Source organism: Pseudomonas sp. (assembly GCF_048269965.1).
Lineage (GTDB): Bacteria > Pseudomonadota > Gammaproteobacteria > Pseudomonadales > Pseudomonadaceae > Aquipseudomonas.
On the sequence record NZ_JBLWTV010000008.1, the window covers coordinates 211,783 to 231,563 of the forward strand.

The following is a 19,781-nucleotide window of genomic DNA, read 5'->3' on the forward strand; positions in this document are numbered from 1 at the left end:
TCCTAATGGAAAAGATCTTGAATCGTTCGGGAATCAGTCAAGCGGCGGCACAGGCAGGCCGCGCTTGGCATAGAAGGTTTCGACGAAGGCGGCCAATGTACCCTGTCCGATAGCCTCGCGCAAACCAGCCATAACCCGCTGATAATGCCGCAAGTTATGGATGGTATTGAGCATGCTACCGAGCATTTCGCCGCACTTGTCCAGATGGTGCAGATAAGCGCGCGAGAAATGTTTGCAGGTGTAACAGTCGCAGGTCGGATCCAGCGGCGAATCATCGAGTTTGTGCACCGCGTTGCGAATCTTCACCACGCCGGTATCGACGAACAGGTGGCCGTTGCGCGCATTGCGCGTGGGCATCACGCAGTCGAACATGTCCACGCCACGGCGCACACCCTCGACCAGGTCTTCCGGCTTGCCTACACCCATCAGGTAGCGCGGCTTGTCGGCCGGCATGTGCGGCGGCAGGAAATCCAGCACCCGGATCATCTCTTCCTTCGGCTCACCCACCGACAGCCCGCCAATGGCCAGGCCGTCGAAGCCGATTTCGCAGAGCCCTTCGAGCGAGCGCATGCGCAGCTCTTCATGCATGCCGCCCTGGACGATACCGAACAGCGCCGCACTGCTCTCACCGTGCGCGGTCTTCGAGCGCTTGGCCCAGCGCAGCGACAGCTCCATCGAACGCTTGGCCACGTCGAACTCGGCCGGGTACGGCGTACATTCGTCGAAGATCATCACGATGTCCGAGCCCAGGTCACGCTGCACCTGCATCGACTCTTCCGGCCCCATGAAGACCTTGGCGCCGTCGACCGGCGAGGCGAAATACACGCCCTCTTCCTTGATCTTGCGCATCGCGCCCAGGCTGAACACCTGGAAGCCGCCGGAGTCGGTGAGGATCGGCCCCTGCCACTGCATGAAGTCATGCAGGTCGCCGTGTTTCTTGATCACCTCCATGCCTGGGCGCAGCCACAGGTGGAAGGTATTGCCGAGGATGATCTGCGCGCCGATGTCCTCGACATCGCGCGGCAGCATGCCCTTGACCGTGCCATAGGTGCCCACCGGCATGAAAGCCGGGGTTTCCACCACGCCACGCGGGAAGGTCAGGCGACCACGACGGGCCTTGCCGTCGGTGGCCAGCAACTCGAAGGACATGCGACAGGTGCGCGACATACTCAAACCTCGGGCCCGCGCGCGGCGGGATTGCGGGTGATGAACATCGCATCACCGTAACTGAAGAAGCGATAACCCTGCGCCACGGCTTCGCGGTAGGCGGCCATGGTTTCGGGATAACCGGCGAAGGCCGACACCAGCATCAGCAGGGTCGACTCGGGCAGGTGGAAATTGGTCACCAGGGCATCGACCACATGAAACGGGCGTCCCGGGTAGATAAAGATGTCGGTGTCACCGCTGAAGGGCTTCAACTCACCGTCGCGCGCGGCGGTTTCCAGCGAACGCACGCTGGTGGTACCGACGGCGACCACCCGCCCACCCCGCGCGCGACAAGCCGCCACGGCATCGACCACATCCTGGCCGACTTCCAGCCACTCGCTGTGCATGTGGTGATCTTCGATACGCTCGACCCGCACCGGCTGGAAGGTGCCCGCACCGACGTGAAGCGTCACGAACGCAGTCTCCACGCCCTTGGCGCGGATCGCCGCCAGTAGCTCGTCATCGAAGTGCAGACCGGCAGTCGGCGCCGCTACGGCACCCGCCTTCTGCGCATAGACGGTCTGGTAACGCTCACGGTCCGCCTCGTCATCCGATCGATCTATATAAGGAGGCAGCGGCATGTGCCCGACGCGCTCCAGCAGCGGCAGCACCGGCTCGGCAAAACGCAACTCGAACAGCGCGTCGTGACGCGCGACCATCTCGGCTTCGCCGCCACCCTCGATGAGAATCTGCGAACCGGGCTTGGGCGACTTGCTCGAGCGCACGTGGGCCAGCACGCGATACTGATCGAGCACTCGCTCCACCAGCACCTCCAGCTTGCCGCCGGAAGCCTTCTGACCGAACAGACGCGCCGGAATCACTCGGGTGTTGTTGAACACCATGAGATCACCAGGCCGCAGCTGCTCCAGCACATCGGTGAACTGGCCGTGGCGCAGCTCCCCGCTCGGGCCATCGAGCTGCAACAGGCGACTGGCGCGACGCTCGGCCAGCGGATGACGGGCGATCAGCGACTCGGGAAGATCGAAGTGGAAATCGGCAACACGCATGATTCGGAGGGGGTATTTCTGCAGGGTGGCAAAGCTTACCGGATTTCCACTTGCCCGACCACGTGAGCCTTAGGCGCATACCTGGCGACGATGCGCGCCAAGGTGCCATCGGCCTGCAGAGAACGAATGGCGGCATTGAATACCTCGAGCCGTCCGGCCAACTGTCGATGCAGGCGCAAGCGCAGCTGAGAGCGATTGATCGTCGGGCCTTCCTCTACCTGCCAACGGGGTGCCTGCAACTGCGCGTCTTCATGCTGCAGATAACGCCACTCCAGGCGATCCAGAATACCGGCCTCGCTACGCCCCTGCGCCACCAGATAGATCAGCGCTCGAACATCGGCGCCATCGTTGCGCTGAAAATACTCACTGCCGGCATAGCCATAACCGCGCACCGTTGCGATCGAGCGCCCCCGCAAGTCCTGCAGATGCTGGTAGGGGAAACGTCTGCCTGGCGCGAAGATCAGCATTTCTTCGGTTTCCAGCACCGGCACCGTCCATAGCGACACCGGCCCCCGATCACCATCGCTACGCCAGCTTTTGCTCACGCAACATTCGATCTGCACTTGCCCCTCACGGAAAAGCTTCTGCGTACGCAGAGGCGGCAGCGGATGACTGGCCTGCAGGTGCTCAGGCAATCGCTCATCCAGCACGAGCATGAGCTCATGGAAGATGCCGCTGACGCGCTGTTCCTCGACTATCCAGTAAGGCGCCCAGCTCTCGTCGGTCACCGCATAGGTCAGGGTCTGGGCCTGAACAACAGGCGCCAGCAGCAGGCAGCCGACAAGCGCTCTGCACAAGATCTTGACCACTCCCCCTCCCCCTTCGCAATGCCCCAGACTGTTTATATGCGTCGCACTCGACACGCTTGATGACAGCCAGCGATTCTAGCCGTAACCACGCAATAAAAGCCGGACGCCACCAGCCGCGCCATTGGCCGTTAGTAGATCGGTCAATGGCAGCAGCAACGCCGATTGACCGAAGCAAGGTGCATCCCTATACTGCGCCGCCATCGTGCCCCGGTGGCGGAATCGGTAGACGCGGCGGATTCAAAATCCGTTTTCGAAAGGAGTGGGAGTTCGAGTCTCCCCCGGGGCACCACGATTAGAAGCCCGCAAGACACAGGTCTTGCGGGCTTTTTCGTATCTGCGCGAACAACTCGGGCAATTGTTGCAAGCATGTTGCCGACGAACTGTTTAGACACCTCGACAAGCCCCGCAAAACCTGGCCGGCGACCTTGCTGGCGGGGGTTGGCAATTGCGCAAAAGTTAGCGTAGAGTGAACCAACTGTTTGCATGGGTCGCTGTGAATCGTGACTCTGGTGCAGCAGATCATCTAGATCCGCTACATCCCGCTCGACTTCTATTACTCCTTGCAACCAGTCTCAGCCCTCTATACTTGGAGGCTGTCATCAACTCTAGTTTCAAGGAAAAAGACATGTCGAATCGTCAGAACGGTACCGTCAAGTGGTTTAACGACGAGAAAGGTTTTGGTTTTATCACTCCCGAAAGCGGTCCGGATCTGTTCGTGCACTTCCGCGCGATCGAAGGTAACGGCTTCAAGAGCCTGAAAGAAGGCCAGAAAGTCAGCTTCGTAGCTGTGCAAGGTCAAAAAGGCATGCAGGCTGACCAGGTTCAAGTCCTGGGCTAATCGCCGCTGTCTTGAAGAACCCCTGATAGCTGTCAGGGGTTTTTTTTGCCTGTCATTCCTGTAACCCGCCCTTCGCAGCGCCAGGTTACAGATAGCCCACGCACCTCTTTATATCGATCGCAAAGTCGCGGTTAGAATGGCGCGCACTTTCGTCTCAGCGAGCCCATCATGCCGAAACACCAATTACGTCCGCAGGGAGACTTCCCCACCGCAGGGCTGATTCGTCGCCTGGCGGCCCTCTTCTATGATTTTCTGCTTTGCGTGGCGCTGATCATGGTGGTCACCCTGATCTATCAGCAGGGCATTCTGCGCCTGATTCACGGCGGCGATGCGCTGATGGCCATGTCCGAAGCCGGCGCCCTGGATCATGACCCGATTCTTGCCAGCCTGGTGCTGCTGTCGCTGTTCGCCTTCTTCGCCAAGTTCTGGACGCACAATGGCCAGACACTGGGCATGCAGGCCTGGGGACTGCGCATCCAGAACGCCGACGGCAGCGCCATCGATCTGTGGCAGGCCCTGCTGCGCTTCGTGGTCGCCATCGGCTCCTGGCTGTTCGCCGGCCTGGGGTTCCTCTGGCTGCTGTGGGACAAGCAGGGGCGCACCTGGCACGACATCTACTCCGACAGCCGCGTGGTGCAACTGCCGAAGAATATTCACAAGAAGTAGCCCATAGCAGATACAAAAAAGCCGGTTCATTGAACCGGCTTTTTCATGCCTGAGAACGACTCAGCCAGCCCGACGCAGCAGCCACACACCAGCCAGCGCACAGATACCGGCCGGCACCAGCACCGCCAGCAGCGGCGAGAAACCGAATACCAGGCTCGAAGGGCCCAGCAGATCCTGGGCGATCCGGAAGATGAAGCCCACCAAAACGCCGGTGAATACGCGTTGCCCCAGGGTCACCGAGCGTAGCGGGCCGAAGATGAAGGAAATCGCCATCAACACCAGCGCGCCGGTCACCAGCGGCTGCAGCACCTTGGTCCAGAACGCCAGCCAGTAGCGGGCATTGTTCAGACCCTGCTCACCCAGGTAGTGGATGTATTGCCACAGCCCGGTCACCGACAGCGCCTCGGGCGCCATCACCACCGTGCCGAGCAGTTCCGGATTGAGCTCGATCTCCCAACGCTCTTCCGGCTGGTTGACCACTTCGGAGCGATCTTCGTGCAGCAGCGTGGTCTGCACGTTGCGCAGCATCCAGTGGCTGTCACGGTACTCGGCGCGACGGGCGAAACTGGCCGAAAGCAGACGGCGTTCGTCATCGAAGCGGTAACGCGTAACCCCCAGCAGAATGCCATTGGGCTGCACGGCGTTGATGTGCACGTATTCCTGCCCCTGACGGTGCCACATGCCGCGCTTGGAGCTCTGCGCCGCACCGCCACCCTGAGCCAGCGCGCGATCCGCCTGCGCCTGGTTTTCGGTCAGCGGCGCGACGTATTCGCCGATCAGAATGCCGGCCAGCATCAGCACCAGCATGGGCTTCATCACCGCCCAGACGATGCGCCCGATGGAGACACCCGCCGCGCGCATGATGGTCAGCTCACTGTTGCTGGCCAACGAACCGAGACCGATCAGGCAGCCGATCAGCGCCGCCATCGGCAGCATCTCGTAAGCACGACGCGGAGCGGTCAGCAATACGTACCAGAGCGCCTGACCAAGACCGTAATCGCCCTTGTTCAGATCGCCCAATTCGTCGATGAACGCGAACAGCAGTGCCAGGCCCAGAATGATGCCCAGCACGGCCAGAATGGCGAAGAACACCTGAGTACCGATGTAGCGATCCAACTTAGCCATGAGCCACCTCCGACACCGGCGCACGACGACTGGCCCACCACAGACTCAGACGCTCCCAGTACAGCAACAACAGACCGATGGCGAGGAAGATGCCGTGCACCCACCACAATCCCAACGCCGGCGGTAGCCGCCCCTTGTCCAGCGCGCCACGTGCCGCGATCAGCAGGCCGAGGTAAGCCATGTAGAGAAAGATCGCCGGCAACAGCTTGAGGAAGCGGCCCTGGCGCGGGTTGACCTTCGACAGCGGCACGGCCAGCAGGGTGACGATGAACACCAGCAAGGGCAGTGACAGGCGCCATTGCAACTCGGCCTGCAGACGAGGGTCGTCGCTGCCGAACAGTTCACGCGTCGGCGTCGCCTCGCGCTCGCTGGCTTCGATGGCGACCTCGGGCTTGGGCAGCAATACACCATAGGTGTCGTACTGGATGGCGCGGTAGTCGGCCTCGCCCGGCTCGCCGTCATAGCGATAGCCGTTTTCCAGAATCAGATAGCGACTGCCATCCTGCTGAATTTCCTGACGACCACTCTCGGCTACGAGCACGGTAATGCCTCGTTCCGAGGTGCCATCGGTGGAGAAGCGCTTCTCCGACATGAATACGCCACGCAGCTCGCTGCGATCAGGCGACAGCTCCTGCGAATAGGTCACCCGCGAACCATCGCGTAGCGACTGAAAACGCCCCGGCACCAGGGTATCGAGTTCGGTCAGGGCGTCCTGCTCGTTGAGGATGCGCGCCACGCTGGCCACACCCTGTGGCGCCAGGCCGAGGCTCAACCAGCCCACCAGCAGCGCGACGATCAGCGCCGGCGCCATGCTGTAGACGGTGAGGCGCTGCTGACTGACGCCAGTGGCCGACAGCACGGTCATCTCGCTGTCCAGATACAGGCGCCCGTAGGCCAGCAGGAAACCGAGGAACAGACCGAGCGGCAGGATCAGTTGCAGGAAGCCGGGAATCCGGTAACCCATGATCAGAAACAGCACGCCCGGATCGAGCACGCCCTGCGCAGCCTGGGCCAGGTATTTGATGAAACGGCCGCTCATGATGATCACCAGCAGCACGGCACTCACCGCGCTGAGGGTCACCAGCACTTCACGGGACAGATAACGGAAGACGATCAAACCGGACGCTCCAGGGTTGTCAGGCTCAGGCGCGAGCGCTCACACTAGCCGCACCTACTTGCCGGCCCACCGCAGGGTGGACCCTCGAAAAATGGCGGCCATTATCCGTCAAACCCGACTCTTTGTCTTGGGGACAGCTCACTATGGAATTCCTCGTCAAAAGCACCCGTGCGGAAACCCTGAAAACCGCCACCCTGGTCGTCGCCATCGGTGAAGGCCGCAAGCTCGGCGAAACCGCCAAGGCCGTCGACCAGGCCAGCAACGGCGCACTGAGCGCCGTGCTCAAGCGTGGCGACATCGCCGGCAAGCCGGGCCAGACCCTGCTGCTGCACAGCCTGCCGGGACTGAAAGCCGAACGCGTGCTGCTGGTGGGCTGCGGCAAGGGCGACCTGTCCGACCGTCAACTGCGCAAATTGGTTGCAAGCGTGCATGGCGTGCTCAAGGGCCTGGGCGGCGGCGATGCCCTGCTCGCCCTGGGCGAACTCAAGGTCAAGGGCCGCGACACCTACGGCAAGACCCGCCTGATCGTGGAGACCCTGGCCGACGGCACCTACCTGTTCGAGCAGTTCAAGAGCCAGAAGGCTGATCCACGCGCACTGAAGAAAATCACCCTGATCGTCGACAAGGCCGAACTGGCCACTGCCGAGCGCGGCCTGCAGCACGCCCGCGCCATCGCCAGCGGCGTCGCCTTCACCAAGGACCTGGGCAACCTGCCGCCGAACCTCTGCCACCCCGGCTACCTGGCCGAAGAGGCCAAAGCACTGGGCAAGGCGTACAAGAGCCTCAAGGTGGAGATCCTCGACGAGAAGAAGCTCAAGGAGCTGGGTGCTGGCGCCTTCCTCGCCGTGGCTCAGGGCAGCGAGCAGCCGCCACGGATGATCGTCATGCACTACCAGGGCGGCAAGAAGGATGAGAAACCCTTCGCGCTGGTCGGCAAGGGCATCACCTTCGACACCGGCGGCATCAGCATCAAGCCGGCGGCCGGCATGGACGAAATGAAGTACGACATGTGCGGCGCCGCCAGCGTGTTCGGCACGCTCAAGGCCGTGCTGGAACTGCAACTGCCGATCAACCTGGTGTGCCTGCTGGCCTGTGCCGAGAACATGCCCAGCGGCCGCGCCACCCGCCCCGGCGACATCGTCACCACCATGAGCGGGCAGACCGTGGAGATCCTCAACACCGACGCCGAAGGCCGTCTGGTGCTGTGCGACACCCTGACCTATGCCGAGCGCTTCAAGCCGCAGGCGGTGATCGACATCGCCACCCTCACCGGCGCCTGCATCGTCGCCCTGGGCAGCAATGTCTCCGGCCTGATGGGCAACAACGACGCGCTGATCAAGCAGATCCTCAAGGCCGGCGAAAGCGCCGACGACCGCGCCTGGCAACTGCCGCTGCATGACGAGTACCAGGAGCAGCTCGATAGTCCCTTCGCCGACATCGCCAATATCGGCGGGCCGAAGGCCGGCACCATCACCGCCGGCTGCTTCCTGTCGCGCTTTGCCAAGAACTTCCACTGGGCGCACCTGGATATCGCCGGTACCGCCTGGATCAGCGGCGGCAAAGACAAAGGCGGCACGGGCCGCCCGGTGCCGATGCTGACCCAGTACCTGCTGGATCGCGCCAAGGTCTGATCCAGAATCCGGGCCATGCTCTTGTAGGAGCGGATTCATCCGCGATTTCATCGCGAATTATCGCGGATGAATCCGCTCCTACGACATCCAGACCACCACCGTCCGACTGTTGAAAAACCGAATGCCCAGAATCGAGTTCTACGTTCTCTCCTCCAACGACGCCGTGGGCCGCCTGCGCGCGGCCTGCCAACTGGCGCTCAAGGCCTGGAGCGCCGGCTTGCCGGTGTTCGTTCGCGGCAGCGACGAGGTGCAGTGCAGCGAACTCGACGAACTGCTGTGGCAATTCAAAGCCGAACGCTTCGTGCCTCATGATCTGCATCGCGATGCGCCACTGTCACCCGTGGTGCTGGGCATCGACGAAGTGCCGAGCACCGAGCAGGGCGTGCTGATCAACCTTGGTAGCAGCCTGTCACCGCATGTCGAGCGCTTTTCCCGCATCATCGAGATCGTCAATCAGCAGCCTGAACTGCTCAACGCCTGTCGCGAGAATTTCCGTACCTATCGCCAGCGCGGGTATGATCCGCAACGCGTCGAACTTTAGGGTCCGTGCACGCTCACAACAAAAGCCACTCCAGCCCCTTTCTCGCTGCGCCGATAACCATGGACACCCCCAAGCCTCCACAGAAACCTGCTCAGTTGCTGCACGACTTGGAGTCGATTCGCGAGCTGCTGGGCGATAACGGCAGCGAACCGCCGCTGCTGATCGACTCGCTCGACCCGGACAGCATTCCGGTGCTGTCCGATATCGTCAGCGCGCCGCCCGGCCCGCCGCCGCCCTTTCATGCAACGCCGACGCCCAAACCGACACCCGCGCCACAGCCTATGCCGGCGCCCAGCGCGCTGCGCGAACGCATCGAGCCACGCCTGCATGACAGCGCCCGCGATCTGCAACACCTCAATGCCGAGTTGCGCGCCGCCGCTCAGTTGATCCTGCAGGACGTGATCGACGACTTCGTGCCGCAGATCGAGGCCGAACTCAAGCGCCGCCTCGAAGCCCGCCTGCCGCGCCTGCTGCCGCCACGCAAGTAGACGAAGCCGCCAGCCAACCGTAAAACTGAACGCGGGTCTGCCATTTCCCCTAGGGCGGATGCAACCCGCCACACCACGGATGGCGGGCTGCACCCGCCCTACAGCTCAAGGCTTATGGCTTGGCGCTCAGAAGCGGTATACTTGTCGGCTTTTCCGATCAGCCGTCAAAGGGTCCCGCCGCGCATGGACAAGACCTACCAGCCGCACGCCATTGAAACCGCCCTGTACCAGAACTGGGAAGCCAAGGGCTATTTCGCCCCGCAAGGCTCGGGCGAGCCCTACACCATCATGATCCCGCCGCCGAACGTCACCGGCAGCCTGCACATGGGCCATGGTTTCAACAACTCGATCATGGATGCGCTGATCCGCTTCCGCCGCATGCAGGGCCGCAATACCCTGTGGCAGCCGGGCACTGACCACGCGGGCATCGCCACGCAGATGGTGGTCGAGCGTCAGCTGGCCGCCGACGGCATTGGCCGCCACGACCTGGGCCGCGAGAAATTCCTGGAGAAGGTCTGGGAATGGAAGGAGCAGTCCGGCGGCACCATCACCCGTCAGATTCGTCGCCTGGGTAGCTCGGTGGACTGGTCGCGCGAGCGCTTCACCATGGACGACGGCCTTTCCGAAGCCGTGAAAGAAGCCTTCGTGCGCCTGCACGAGGACGGTCTGATCTATCGCGGCAAGCGCCTGGTCAACTGGGACACCAAGTTCCACACCGCCATCTCCGACCTGGAAGTGGAAAACCACGACGAGAAAGGCTCGCTGTGGAATCTGCGCTACCCGCTGGCTGACGGCAACAAGACCGCCGACGGCAAGGACTACCTGATCGTCGCCACCACCCGCCCGGAAACCATGCTCGGCGACAGCGCCGTGGCCGTGCACCCGCAAGACGAGCGCTACAAGGCGCTGATCGGCAGCTTCGTCGAACTGCCGCTGCTGGGCCGCCGCATCCCGATCATCGCCGATGACTACTGCGACCCCGAGTTCGGCACCGGCTGCGTGAAAATCACCCCGGCGCACGACTTCAATGACTACGAAGTGGGCAAGCGCCACAACCTGCCGCTGATCAACATCTTCGACAAGAACGCCGCCGTGCTGGCTCAGGCCCAGGTGTTCAATATCGATGGTAGCGTCAATGCCGAGATCGACGGCAGCCTGCCAGCCGAATACGCCGGTCTCGACCGCTTCGTCGCGCGCAAGCACATCGTCGCTGCCTTCGAATCCGCCGGCCTGCTGGAAAAGATCGAAGACCACGCCCTGAAAGTGCCGAAAGGCGACCGTTCCGGCACCGTGATCGAGCCGTGGCTGACCGACCAGTGGTACGTCTCCACCAAGCCGCTGGCCGAGAAAGCCATCGCCGTGGTCGAGAGCGGTGAAATCCAGTTCGTGCCCAAGCAGTACGAGAACATGTACTTCAGCTGGATGCGTGACATCCAGGACTGGTGCATCAGCCGTCAGCTCTGGTGGGGCCACCGCATTCCGGCCTGGTACGACGATGCCGGCAACGTCTACGTCGGCCGTGACGAGACGGAAGTACGCGCCAAGCACAAACTCGGCGATGCCAACCTGCGCCAGGACGAAGACGTGCTGGACACCTGGTTCAGCTCCGGCCTGTGGACCTTCTCCACCCTCGGCTGGCCGCAGCAGACCGACTACCTCAAGACCTTCCACCCCACCGACGTGCTGGTCACCGGCTTCGACATCATCTTCTTCTGGGTCGCGCGGATGATCATGCTGTCGACCCACCTGACCGGGCAGATTCCGTTCAAGACCGTCTACGTGCACGGCCTGGTGCGCGACGGCCAGGGTCAGAAGATGTCCAAGTCGAAAGGTAACGTGCTCGACCCGCTGGACATCGTCGACGGCATCGACCTCGAATCCCTGGTGGCCAAGCGCACCAGCGGCATGATGCAGCCCAAGCTGGCCGAGAAGATCGCCAAGCAGACCCGCGCCGAATTCCCCGACGGCATTGCCGCCTACGGCACCGACGCCCTGCGCTTCACCAACCTGGCGCTGGCTTCCACTGGCCGCGACATCAAGTTCGACATGGGCCGCGTCGAGGGCTACCGCAACTTCTGCAACAAGCTGTGGAACGCCGCCAACTTCGTCATCGAGAACACCGATGACAAGGACACCGGCATCAATGGCGAGACAGTCGAGCTGTCCCCGGTGGATCGCTGGATCATCTCCGCCCTGCAGCGCACCGAGGCTGACGTCACCCGCCACCTCGACGCCTTCCGCTTCGACCTGGCCGCGCAAACCCTGTACGAGTTCATCTGGGACGAGTACTGCGCCTGGTATCTGGAGCTGGTAAAGCCGGTGCTGTGGGACGAGAACGCGCCCATCGAGCGCCAGCGCGGCACCCGCCGCACGCTGGTACGCGTGCTGGAAGTGATCCTGCGTCTGGCCCACCCGTTCATGCCCTTCATCACCGAAGAGATCTGGCAGCGCATCAAGGCCCAGGCCGGTGTCAGCGGCGAGACGCTGATGCTGCAACCCTGGCCGGTGGCCAATGAGAGCCGCATCGACGCCGCCGCCGAAGGCGACATCGAGTGGGTCAAGCAACTGATGCTCGGCGTGCGCCAGATCCGTGGCGAGATGAAGATCTCCATGGCCAAACGCATCGACATCATCGTTGCCAACGCCTCGGCCTCAGACCTGCGCCGCCTGGCCGACTTCGAGCCGCTGCTCAGCAAACTGGCCAAGCTGGAGTCGGTGCGCGTGCTGGCTGCCGGTGAAGAAGCGCCGATGTCCGCCACCACGCTGGTCGGCGAGATGGAAGTGCTGGTGCCGATGGCCGGGCTGATCGACAAGGACGCCGAACTGGCGCGCCTGGACAAGGAAATCGGTCGCCTGGAAGGCGAAGTACAGCGCGTCGGCGGCAAGCTGAGCAACCAGGGCTTCGTCGCCAAGGCCCCGGCTGAAGTACTGGACAAGGAACGCATCAAACTGGCCGAGGCTGAACAGGCCCTGGCCAAGATGGTCGAGCAGCGCGGCAAGATCGCCGCACTCTGATCATCGTGCACCACCGAAAGACCCGCGCCATGACCGGCGCGGGTTTCTTTTTTGTAGGAGGGGCTTCAGCCGCGAGCTTTAACGGCAAAGTCGCGGCTGAAGCCCCTCCCACGGTTAGTTTGATCCCCCGGAACACCCATGACTGCTCGCACCCCCTCCCTGCTCGACGCGTTGCTGCCCATTGGCGTACTCGTCGTGCTGCTCAGCCTCTCCGTTTACCTGTTCGGCGACAGCTCCTCCAGTGGCCCGAACCAGATCGCGCTGATGAGCGCCGCCTTCGTCGCCGGCCTGGTCGGCCTGAAGAATGGCCTGCGCTGGGCCGATATCGAGGAAGGCATACTCGCCGGCATCCATATGGCGATGAAGGCCAACCTGATTCTGCTGGCGGTCGGCGCGCTGATCGGCACCTGGATTCTTGCCGGCACGGTGCCGACCATGATCTGGCTGGGCCTGAAGCTGATCAGCGCCGAGTATTTCTACCTCACCAGTTGCCTGATCTGCGCGCTCACCGCACTGTCCATCGGCAGTTCCTGGACGGTGGCCGGCACCCTCGGCATCGGCCTGATGGGCGTGGCGGCCGGCCTGGGGCTGGACCCGGCGATCACCGCCGGAGCGATCATCTCCGGCGCCTACTTCGGCGACAAGCTGTCACCGCTGTCGGACACCACCAACCTGGCACCCGCCGCTGCCGGTGCCGATCTGTTCGCGCATATCCGCAACATGCTGCGCACCACCGTGCCGGCACTGCTGATCGCGCTGGTGATCTTCTTCACCCTCGGCCAGCAGGCCAGCGCCGAGCATGACACCGGGCGCATCGTCGAGGTGCTGACCGCCCTGGAGGCACAGTTCAACCTGGGCTGGCACCTGCTGCTGCCGGTGGCCTTCCTGCTGCTGCTCGCGGTGCGCCAGTGGGCCGCCTTCCCGGCGGTGTTTCTCGCCGCCCTGCTCGGTGCGGTGTTCGCCGTGCTGTTCCAGCCGGAGGTGATGGCGCGCCTGGCGGACCCACAAGCCGGCGCTCTGGCGCCGCTGAAAACGGTATGGAGCGCGTTGTTCGCCGGCTATGAGTCGGCCAGCGGCAACGCCGAACTCGATGGCCTGCTGTCCAAGGGCGGCATGGCCAGCATGCTCACCACGGTATGGCTGATCATCTGCGCCATGTGCTTCGGCGGTGTGCTGGAGCGCCTCGGCTTGCTGCAACGCCTGCTGCAGAGCGCCCTGCGCCTGGTCCGCAGCGACAGCGGCCTGGTCGCCAGCACCATCACCACCACCATCGGCACCAACATCATCACCGCCGACCAGTACATCGCCCTGGTGCTGCCAGGGCGCATGTACCGCGCCGAATACGAGAAACGCGGCCTGGCTCCGACCAGCCTGTCACGCGCCCTGGAAGACGGCGGCACCCTGACCTCGGTGCTGGTGCCATGGAACACCTGTGGCGCCTACATGGCCGCGACGCTCGGCGTGGCAACGCTGAGCTACCTGCCGTACTGCTTCTTCAACCTGATCATGCCGGTGCTGGCAATCGCCCTCGCCTACCTGCTGCCACCCAAGCCGCAGACTGCCGTTTGATTTCACGCCCGTTCGGGCCGGCCAGTACACCGGCCCGAACTCCTCATTAGGTAGCAAAGCGCTCATCTCTTTGCTCTTTTCGCTATAAAAACCTTCCCTTTTTCCAATTGTTTCAGGCATCTTCACCCGCCTGGCAGCAGCCCTCCGGCACGTCCGAACCCATAAGAATCAGAGCGGAACTCCGAACATGTATGCGTTGATGGCACTCGTCTTCGTCCTCGGCTACCTGTGCATTGCACTCGAGCACCCGTTAAAGATCGACAAGGCAGCGTCCGCCCTGCTCACCGCCGTGATCGCCTGGACCCTGCTGGTGCTCGGCGCCGACAGCATCCTGCCATTGCTCGGCACCGGTACGGCCGGCGCCAGCACCAACACCCATCACGTGGTCGAGGAACTGCGCCACCACCTCGGCGAGATTTCCGAGATTCTGTTCTTCCTCATGGGCGCGATGACCATCGTCGAACTGATCGATGCCCACGAGGGCTTCAAGGTCATCACCGACCGCATCCGTACCCACAAGCGCGTGCACCTGCTGTGGTTGATCGGGCTGATCACCTTCTTCCTGTCCGCTGCGCTGGACAACCTGGCCACGACCATCGTGATGATCTCGCTGCTGCGCAAGCTGATCGCCGACCGCCACGAGCGCTGGTTCTATGCCGGTATCGTGGTCATCGCCGCCAACGCCGGCGGTGCCTGGTCGCCGATTGGCGACGTAACCACCACCATGCTGTGGATCGGCAATCAGGTCACCGCCACCGGCATCATCACCAAGCTGTTCCTGCCCAGCCTGATCTGCCTGCTGGTGCCGCTGCTGATCATGAGCTTTCGCCTCAAGGGTGAAGTGGCCGAACCGCGCATCAAGGAAAGCGCCGAAAGCCGCCGCGACCCGACCACCCCCTTCGAACGCAACCTGGTATTCGGCCTCGGCCTGGGTGCTCTGATCTTCGTGCCGATCTTCAAGACCGTTACCCACCTGCCGCCGTACATGGGCATCCTCTTCGGCCTGAGCCTGCTGTGGATCACCACCGAGATCATCCACCGCAGCAAGAACAGCGAAGAGAAGGACCCGCTGTCGGTGGTCGGCGTATTGCGCCGCATCGACATCACCAGCGTGCTGTTCTTCCTCGGCATCCTGCTGGCGGTTTCCGCGCTGTCCAGCGCCGGTCACCTGATCCAGGTCGCGACGCTGCTCAAGGACAGCCTGGGTAATATCTACAGCATCGCCATCTCCATCGGCATGCTCTCGGCCGTGGTGGACAACGTGCCGATGGTCGCCGGGGCCATGAAGATGTATCCGCTGCTCAGCCCGGAAAATCTGGCGGCGGCGGCGGCGCACGAGCTGCCATGGCTGCGCAGTTTCGTGGTCGACGGCAACTTCTGGGAAATGCTCGCCTACTGCGCCGGCACCGGCGGCAGCTGCCTGATCATCGGCTCGGCCGCTGGCGTGGCCGCCATGGGCATGGAGAAAATCAACTTCATCTGGTACCTGAAGAAGATCAGCGGCCTGGCCTTCATCGGCTACCTGGCCGGTGCCGCCACCTATATGCTGATGTTCGCCGCCTGATCCCGGTGCGGCGCTGGGAACCTAACAGGGAGTCAGCATGCAGACGAGCAAGACCCGCACCAGCTTCTACCGCCGCCTCTACGTGGCCTGGCTGATCGACAGCGGCCAGGCCGTCAGCGTGCCGGCGCTGATGGACGCCACCGGCATGCCCCGACGCACTGCGCAGGACACCCTTGGCGCACTGGCCGAACTGGATATCGACTGCCAGTTCGAGCAGAACGAGGGCGAGCGCAACAACGCCGGCCACTACCAGATTCGCGACTGGGGGCCGATCGACAAACGCTGGATCGCCGCCCACCTGCAGCAGATCAAGACCACGCTCGGTTACCCCTGAGACAATTCTTCCCATACCTTCTGGGAATCGCGATGAATCCGGACCTGCTCTGGGTGCTTGGCCTGCTGGCCGGCGCCGTCACTCTGTTCATCATCGGCAAGCCACGCATGGACGTGGTCGCCTTGCTGGTGCTGGTCGCCCTGCCGCTGACCGGCGTACTGGACCTGCAACAGACCCTGGCCGGCTTCAGCGACGCCAACGTCATCCTCATTGCCGCGCTGTTCGTCATCGGCGACGGCCTGGTGCGCACCGGCATCGCCTACCGCCTGGGCGACTGGCTGGTGGCCAGGGCCGGTAGCAGCGAAACGCGCCTGCTGATTCTGCTGATGCTGGCGGTGGCCGGTCTGGGCTCGGTGATGAGTTCCACTGGCGTGGTGGCGATCTTCATCCCCGTGGTGCTCGGCGTGGCTGCGCGCCTGCGCATCGCCCCGGCGCGACTGATGATGCCATTGGCTTTCGCCGGGCTGATCAGCGGCATGCTGACGCTGGTCGCCACACCGCCGAACCTGGTGGTGCATGCCGAACTGCGCCGCGCCGGCCTGGATGGTTTTGGCTTTTTCGATCTCACCCCCATCGGCCTGGCGGTGCTGGTGCTCGGTGTCGGCTACATGCTGATCGCCCGGCGCTGGCTGGTGCGCAGCGACGCCGATGGCAACGCCGAGCCGCCGCGCCTGACCCTGGCCGATCTTGCCGAACGCTACCGCCTGAGCGAACGCGAACGGCGCCTGCAGGTACGTGCCGACTCGCCCCTGGCCAATCAGGTGCTCAACGAACTGCAGCTGCGTCGCGAGCACGGCATCAACGTCATCGCCATCGAGCGCCGCCAGCGCCTGCGCACCCTGCTGCTGATGGCCAGCGGCAATACCCTGCTGGAGCCGGGCGACGTGCTGCTGGTGGACATCGCCAGCCCCGCCATCGGCCTGCTCGGCAGCTACCAGGCGCTGGGCCTGGAACCGATGCCGTTGCCACATTCGTATTTCAGCCTGCACGCCCATGAGCTGGGCCTGGCCGAAGTGGCGCTGCCGCCGGAGTCGCAACTGCCGGGCAAGACCATCCAGGAGTTGGGCTTTCGCTCGCGACACAAGCTCAACGTGGTCGGCCTGCGTCGCCAGGGCCAGGCGCTGGAAGGGGTGTTGGTGGACGAGAAACTCAAGGCCTCCGACACCCTGCTGGTGGCCGGCGCCTGGCGCGACATCCACCGTTTGCAGGGGCTGAACCGCGATTTTCTGGTGCTCAGCCTGCCAGCGGAAGTGGCCGAGGTGGCGCCTGCTGTGCGCAAGGCCCCCTACGCCCTGCTCAGCCTGGCGGTGATGGTGATGCTGATGGTCAGCGGCCTGGTACCCAACGTGCAGGCCGCGCTGATCGCCTGCCTGCTGATGGGCGCGTTCCGCTGCATCGACCTGGACAGCGCCTATCGCGCCATTCACTGGCCAACGCTGATCCTCATCGTCGGCATGCTGCCCTTCGCCCAGGCCCTGCAGCAGACCGGTGGCGTCGAACTGGCCGTGCAGGGTCTGGTGGGCGGCCTGGGCGATGCCGGGCCACGGCTGATTCTCGCCAGCCTGTTCGTGCTTACCGCAGTGATCGGCCTGTTCATCTCCAACACCGCCACGGCGGTGCTGATGGCGCCGGTGGCCATTGCCACGGCGCAGGCGCTGGGCGTCTCGCCACTGCCCTTCGCCATGACCGTGGCCCTGGCTGCCTCGGCCGCGTTCATGACGCCGATCTCCTCACCGGTCAACACCCTGGTGCTGGGGCCCGGTCAGTACCGCTTCGGCGACTTCGTGCGCATCGGCGTGCCTTTCACCCTGCTGGTGATGATCGTCAGCGTGCTGCTGGTACCGCTGATCTTTCCGCTCTGAGACAGCTCACGCCGCACTGCGGAAGAATCGCCGGCCGGCGCGGCGCAACCATCCACCCTCGGAGGTGTCGGCACTGAGCCGGCGCAGGTTGTCGTTGATGGCTTCGACGTAATTGCGATCATCGCTGCGGATGTGACTGAACAACCAGCGCCCCAACAAGCCCTTGAGCTCATCGGCAATGTCCTCGCCGCCGATGAAACGCTGGCGGTAGTCCTCCACGCGCTTGATAAACAGCGCGTGCACCCTTTTGTGTGCCTTGGTGAAGACGTAGCCCGCCTCCTCGAGCATCGCTTCCTCGAAGGCGAAATGTGAAACGGTGTAGTCGATCAACTCGTCGATCACCGTACCCACCTTGACCTTGCTGGCGGTGCGCTGGGCATCGTCCAACTGATTGATCATGGCCACGATGCGCTTGTGCTGATCGTCGATGACCGCGATGCCGGTATCGAGGTCGTCGCTCCATTCCAGGTATGTCATGGTGCCTCCTAACTGCTGACCGAAGAGGCGCGCAGTCTAAGGCCGCAGGCGAGTCCGCGATTGACCTGGATCAACACAAGGTCAGCCACTTTATGGCCACTTGCCAGCTTTCATTGATCGCAGCACAGGTCGCTCCCTCGCTTCCATGGGTTACGAGCTGCAAGCAAAGCATGCGAAAATCCTGCGCCCGAACCGCCAGATGCTCGTTCATGCCTCAGTTGCCGAAACGCCCGCGCAAGCCCGCCCCCGCCGCCGTGAAAACCGCACCGAGCAAGGGCGAACTGCATCCGCGCAACCGTCACCAGGGGCGTTACGATTTTCCCGCGCTGATCAAGGCCAGTCCCGAGCTGGGCGACTTCGTCATCAGCAATCCCTACGGCAAGCCGAGCATCGACTTCGCCAACCCGGCAGCGGTCAAGGTGTTCAACCGCGCGCTGCTGGCGCAGTACTACGGCATCCGCCACTGGGATATTCCCGACGGTTACCTGTGCCCACCGATCCCGGGGCGCGCCGATTACCTGCACAACCTCGCCGATCTGCTGGCGACTGACAACGATGGGCAGATTCCTCGCGGCGCCATGGTGCGAGCACTGGATATCGGCGTCGGCGCCAATTGCATCTATCCACTGATTGGTCGCTGCGAATATGGCTGGCAGTTCATGGGTGCCGACATTGCCAAGGAAGCACTGGCATCGGCACACGCCATCGTCGCCGCCAACCCGCAACTGGCCGGCGGCGTCGAGCTGCGCCAACAGAGCAATGCCGAGCACATCTTCCTCGGCCTGCTGCAGGCGCAGGAGTACGTCGACCTGAGCCTGTGCAACCCGCCCTTCCACGCCAGCGCCGCCGAGGCCACCAGCGGTAGCACGCGCAAGTGGCGCAACCTGGGCAAGCTCGACCCCAAGCGCAAGTTGCCGGTGCTCAACTTCGGCGGCCAGGCGGCCGAGCTGTGGTGCCCGGGTGGCGAGGCAGCCTTTCTCAAGCGCATGGCCAGCGAAAGCGCGCAGGTGGCCGGACAGGTGCTGTGGTTCAGCAGCCTGGTGTCCAAAGGCAGCAACGTCGAACTGCTGCAGGGCTGGCTGGCCAAGGCCGGCGCACTCGAGGTCCGCATCTTGGGTATGTCCCAGGGACAGAAGCAGAGTCGCCTGGTGGCCTGGACGTTCAAGAACGGCGAAGAGCGCAGCACCTGGAGCAAGAGTCGCTGGCGCTGAGACCTGCTGGTGCGCGCGGCGCCCCCTACCTGGAAGCGACCTTGATAGCGAATTAGGCCGTAGGATGCGCCGTGCGCACCAATCTCCCTACCAGGGTAACCAGCCACCGAGTGTCAGCCACAGCCCGGCCACCGCCCTACTCGGCAACGTCACCGGCACGCCGCTGCATCCCTGATCGACACTGCGGCTGATGAAGCAGGGAATAGCTACTGGAGTCTGTTCGCGTAGGCGACAGATAGCCCGGATAGTCCCTCCGCCTCGGCACTCTTTTGGCTTACCTCTTCCACTTTAGAGTGCCTGACGAACATACAAGCCCGGATG

17 protein-coding genes and 1 tRNA gene are annotated in these 19,781 nt (G+C 63.4%); 12 read left to right on the forward strand and 6 right to left on the reverse strand.

Annotated features, from left to right (window positions below; genetic code table 11):
• Nucleotides 1-33 precede the first annotated feature (33 nt).
• From tgt to ACN0X6_RS12195, 3 genes are read right to left on the reverse strand one after another with little or no spacing between them, the layout of a single operon-like run.
• Complete coding sequence (gene tgt / locus ACN0X6_RS12185) at nt 34-1,149, reverse strand: tRNA guanosine(34) transglycosylase Tgt (protein ID WP_417704244.1); 1,116 nt, start codon at nt 1,147-1,149, stop codon at nt 34-36.
• Between the two features lie 20 nt (nt 1,150-1,169).
• Nucleotides 1,170-2,213: a tRNA preQ1(34) S-adenosylmethionine ribosyltransferase-isomerase QueA gene (queA, locus tag ACN0X6_RS12190; protein WP_417704207.1), complete on the reverse strand. Its 1,044-nt coding sequence runs from the start codon at nt 2,211-2,213 to the stop codon at nt 1,170-1,172.
• Nucleotides 2,214-2,248: 35 nt separating this feature from the next.
• Complete coding sequence (locus ACN0X6_RS12195) at nt 2,249-3,022, reverse strand: substrate-binding periplasmic protein (RefSeq protein WP_417704209.1); 774 nt, start codon at nt 3,020-3,022, stop codon at nt 2,249-2,251.
• Between the two features lie 204 nt (nt 3,023-3,226).
• Between ACN0X6_RS12195 and ACN0X6_RS12200 the strand changes: the two genes are divergently transcribed.
• From ACN0X6_RS12200 to ACN0X6_RS12210, 3 genes are all read left to right on the forward strand, one after another.
• A tRNA-Leu gene (locus ACN0X6_RS12200) sits at nt 3,227-3,311 on the forward strand.
• 336 nt (nt 3,312-3,647) lie between these two features.
• Nucleotides 3,648-3,860, forward strand: coding sequence for a cold-shock protein (locus ACN0X6_RS12205; RefSeq protein ID WP_003459665.1), 213 nt, complete (start codon nt 3,648-3,650; stop codon nt 3,858-3,860).
• Between the two features lie 168 nt (nt 3,861-4,028).
• Complete coding sequence (locus ACN0X6_RS12210; protein ID WP_017675206.1) at nt 4,029-4,526, forward strand: RDD family protein; 498 nt, start codon at nt 4,029-4,031, stop codon at nt 4,524-4,526.
• A gap of 60 nt (nt 4,527-4,586) precedes the next feature.
• On the opposite strand, the gene lptG is transcribed toward ACN0X6_RS12210, so the two are convergent.
• Nucleotides 4,587-5,651, reverse strand: a complete 1,065-nt coding sequence (lptG, locus tag ACN0X6_RS12215) for an LPS export ABC transporter permease LptG (RefSeq protein ID WP_417704212.1) — start codon at nt 5,649-5,651, stop codon at nt 4,587-4,589.
• On the reverse strand, nt 5,644-6,768 hold the full coding sequence (gene lptF / locus ACN0X6_RS12220) for an LPS export ABC transporter permease LptF (RefSeq protein WP_417704214.1): 1,125 nt from the start codon (nt 6,766-6,768) through the stop codon (nt 5,644-5,646). Before lptF ends, lptG begins: the two co-directional genes overlap by 8 nt.
• A 143-nt stretch (nt 6,769-6,911) precedes the next feature.
• Here lptF and ACN0X6_RS12225 point away from each other — a divergent pair, with 143 nt between their 5' ends.
• The 8 genes from ACN0X6_RS12225 (at nt 6,912) to ACN0X6_RS12260 (ending at nt 17,772) form a co-directional block, all read left to right on the forward strand.
• Complete coding sequence (locus ACN0X6_RS12225; protein ID WP_417704215.1) at nt 6,912-8,399, forward strand: leucyl aminopeptidase; 1,488 nt, start codon at nt 6,912-6,914, stop codon at nt 8,397-8,399.
• Nucleotides 8,400-8,520: 121 nt separating this feature from the next.
• Nucleotides 8,521-8,940, forward strand: coding sequence for a DNA polymerase III subunit chi (locus ACN0X6_RS12230; RefSeq protein ID WP_417704217.1), 420 nt, complete (start codon nt 8,521-8,523; stop codon nt 8,938-8,940).
• Nucleotides 8,941-8,999: 59 nt separating this feature from the next.
• Nucleotides 9,000-9,428 carry a DNA polymerase III subunit chi gene (locus ACN0X6_RS12235; RefSeq protein WP_160019834.1) on the forward strand — a complete coding sequence of 143 codons (429 nt, stop codon included), beginning with the start codon at nt 9,000-9,002 and terminating at the stop codon, nt 9,426-9,428.
• Nucleotides 9,429-9,611: 183 nt separating this feature from the next.
• The gene (locus ACN0X6_RS12240; RefSeq protein ID WP_417704219.1) at nt 9,612-12,443 is read left to right on the forward strand and encodes a valine--tRNA ligase; all 2,832 of its coding nucleotides are present in this window, start codon (nt 9,612-9,614) and stop codon (nt 12,441-12,443) included.
• A 138-nt stretch (nt 12,444-12,581) separates the two neighbouring features.
• Nucleotides 12,582-14,012 (forward strand): Na+/H+ antiporter NhaC, encoded by a 1,431-nt coding sequence (gene nhaC / locus ACN0X6_RS12245; protein ID WP_417704221.1) that lies wholly within the window; start codon nt 12,582-12,584, stop codon nt 14,010-14,012.
• A 187-nt stretch (nt 14,013-14,199) separates the two neighbouring features.
• Nucleotides 14,200-15,576, forward strand: a complete 1,377-nt coding sequence (gene nhaD / locus ACN0X6_RS12250) for a sodium:proton antiporter NhaD (RefSeq protein WP_417704223.1) — start codon at nt 14,200-14,202, stop codon at nt 15,574-15,576.
• Nucleotides 15,577-15,613: 37 nt separating this feature from the next.
• Nucleotides 15,614-15,910, forward strand: a complete 297-nt coding sequence (locus ACN0X6_RS12255; protein ID WP_417704225.1) for a winged helix-turn-helix domain-containing protein — start codon at nt 15,614-15,616, stop codon at nt 15,908-15,910.
• A 32-nt stretch (nt 15,911-15,942) separates the two neighbouring features.
• Entirely contained in the window at nt 15,943-17,772 is a 1,830-nt protein-coding gene (locus tag ACN0X6_RS12260; protein ID WP_417704227.1) for an SLC13 family permease, read from the forward strand.
• Between the two features lie 6 nt (nt 17,773-17,778).
• On the opposite strand, the gene ACN0X6_RS12265 is transcribed toward ACN0X6_RS12260, so the two are convergent.
• Nucleotides 17,779-18,249, reverse strand: a complete 471-nt coding sequence (locus ACN0X6_RS12265; RefSeq protein WP_160019839.1) for a bacteriohemerythrin — start codon at nt 18,247-18,249, stop codon at nt 17,779-17,781.
• A gap of 209 nt (nt 18,250-18,458) precedes the next feature.
• Between ACN0X6_RS12265 and rlmF the strand changes: the two genes are divergently transcribed.
• On the forward strand, nt 18,459-19,460 hold the full coding sequence (gene rlmF, locus ACN0X6_RS12270) for a 23S rRNA (adenine(1618)-N(6))-methyltransferase RlmF (RefSeq protein ID WP_417704229.1): 1,002 nt from the start codon (nt 18,459-18,461) through the stop codon (nt 19,458-19,460).
• The last annotated feature ends 321 nt before the right edge of the window (nt 19,461-19,781 follow it).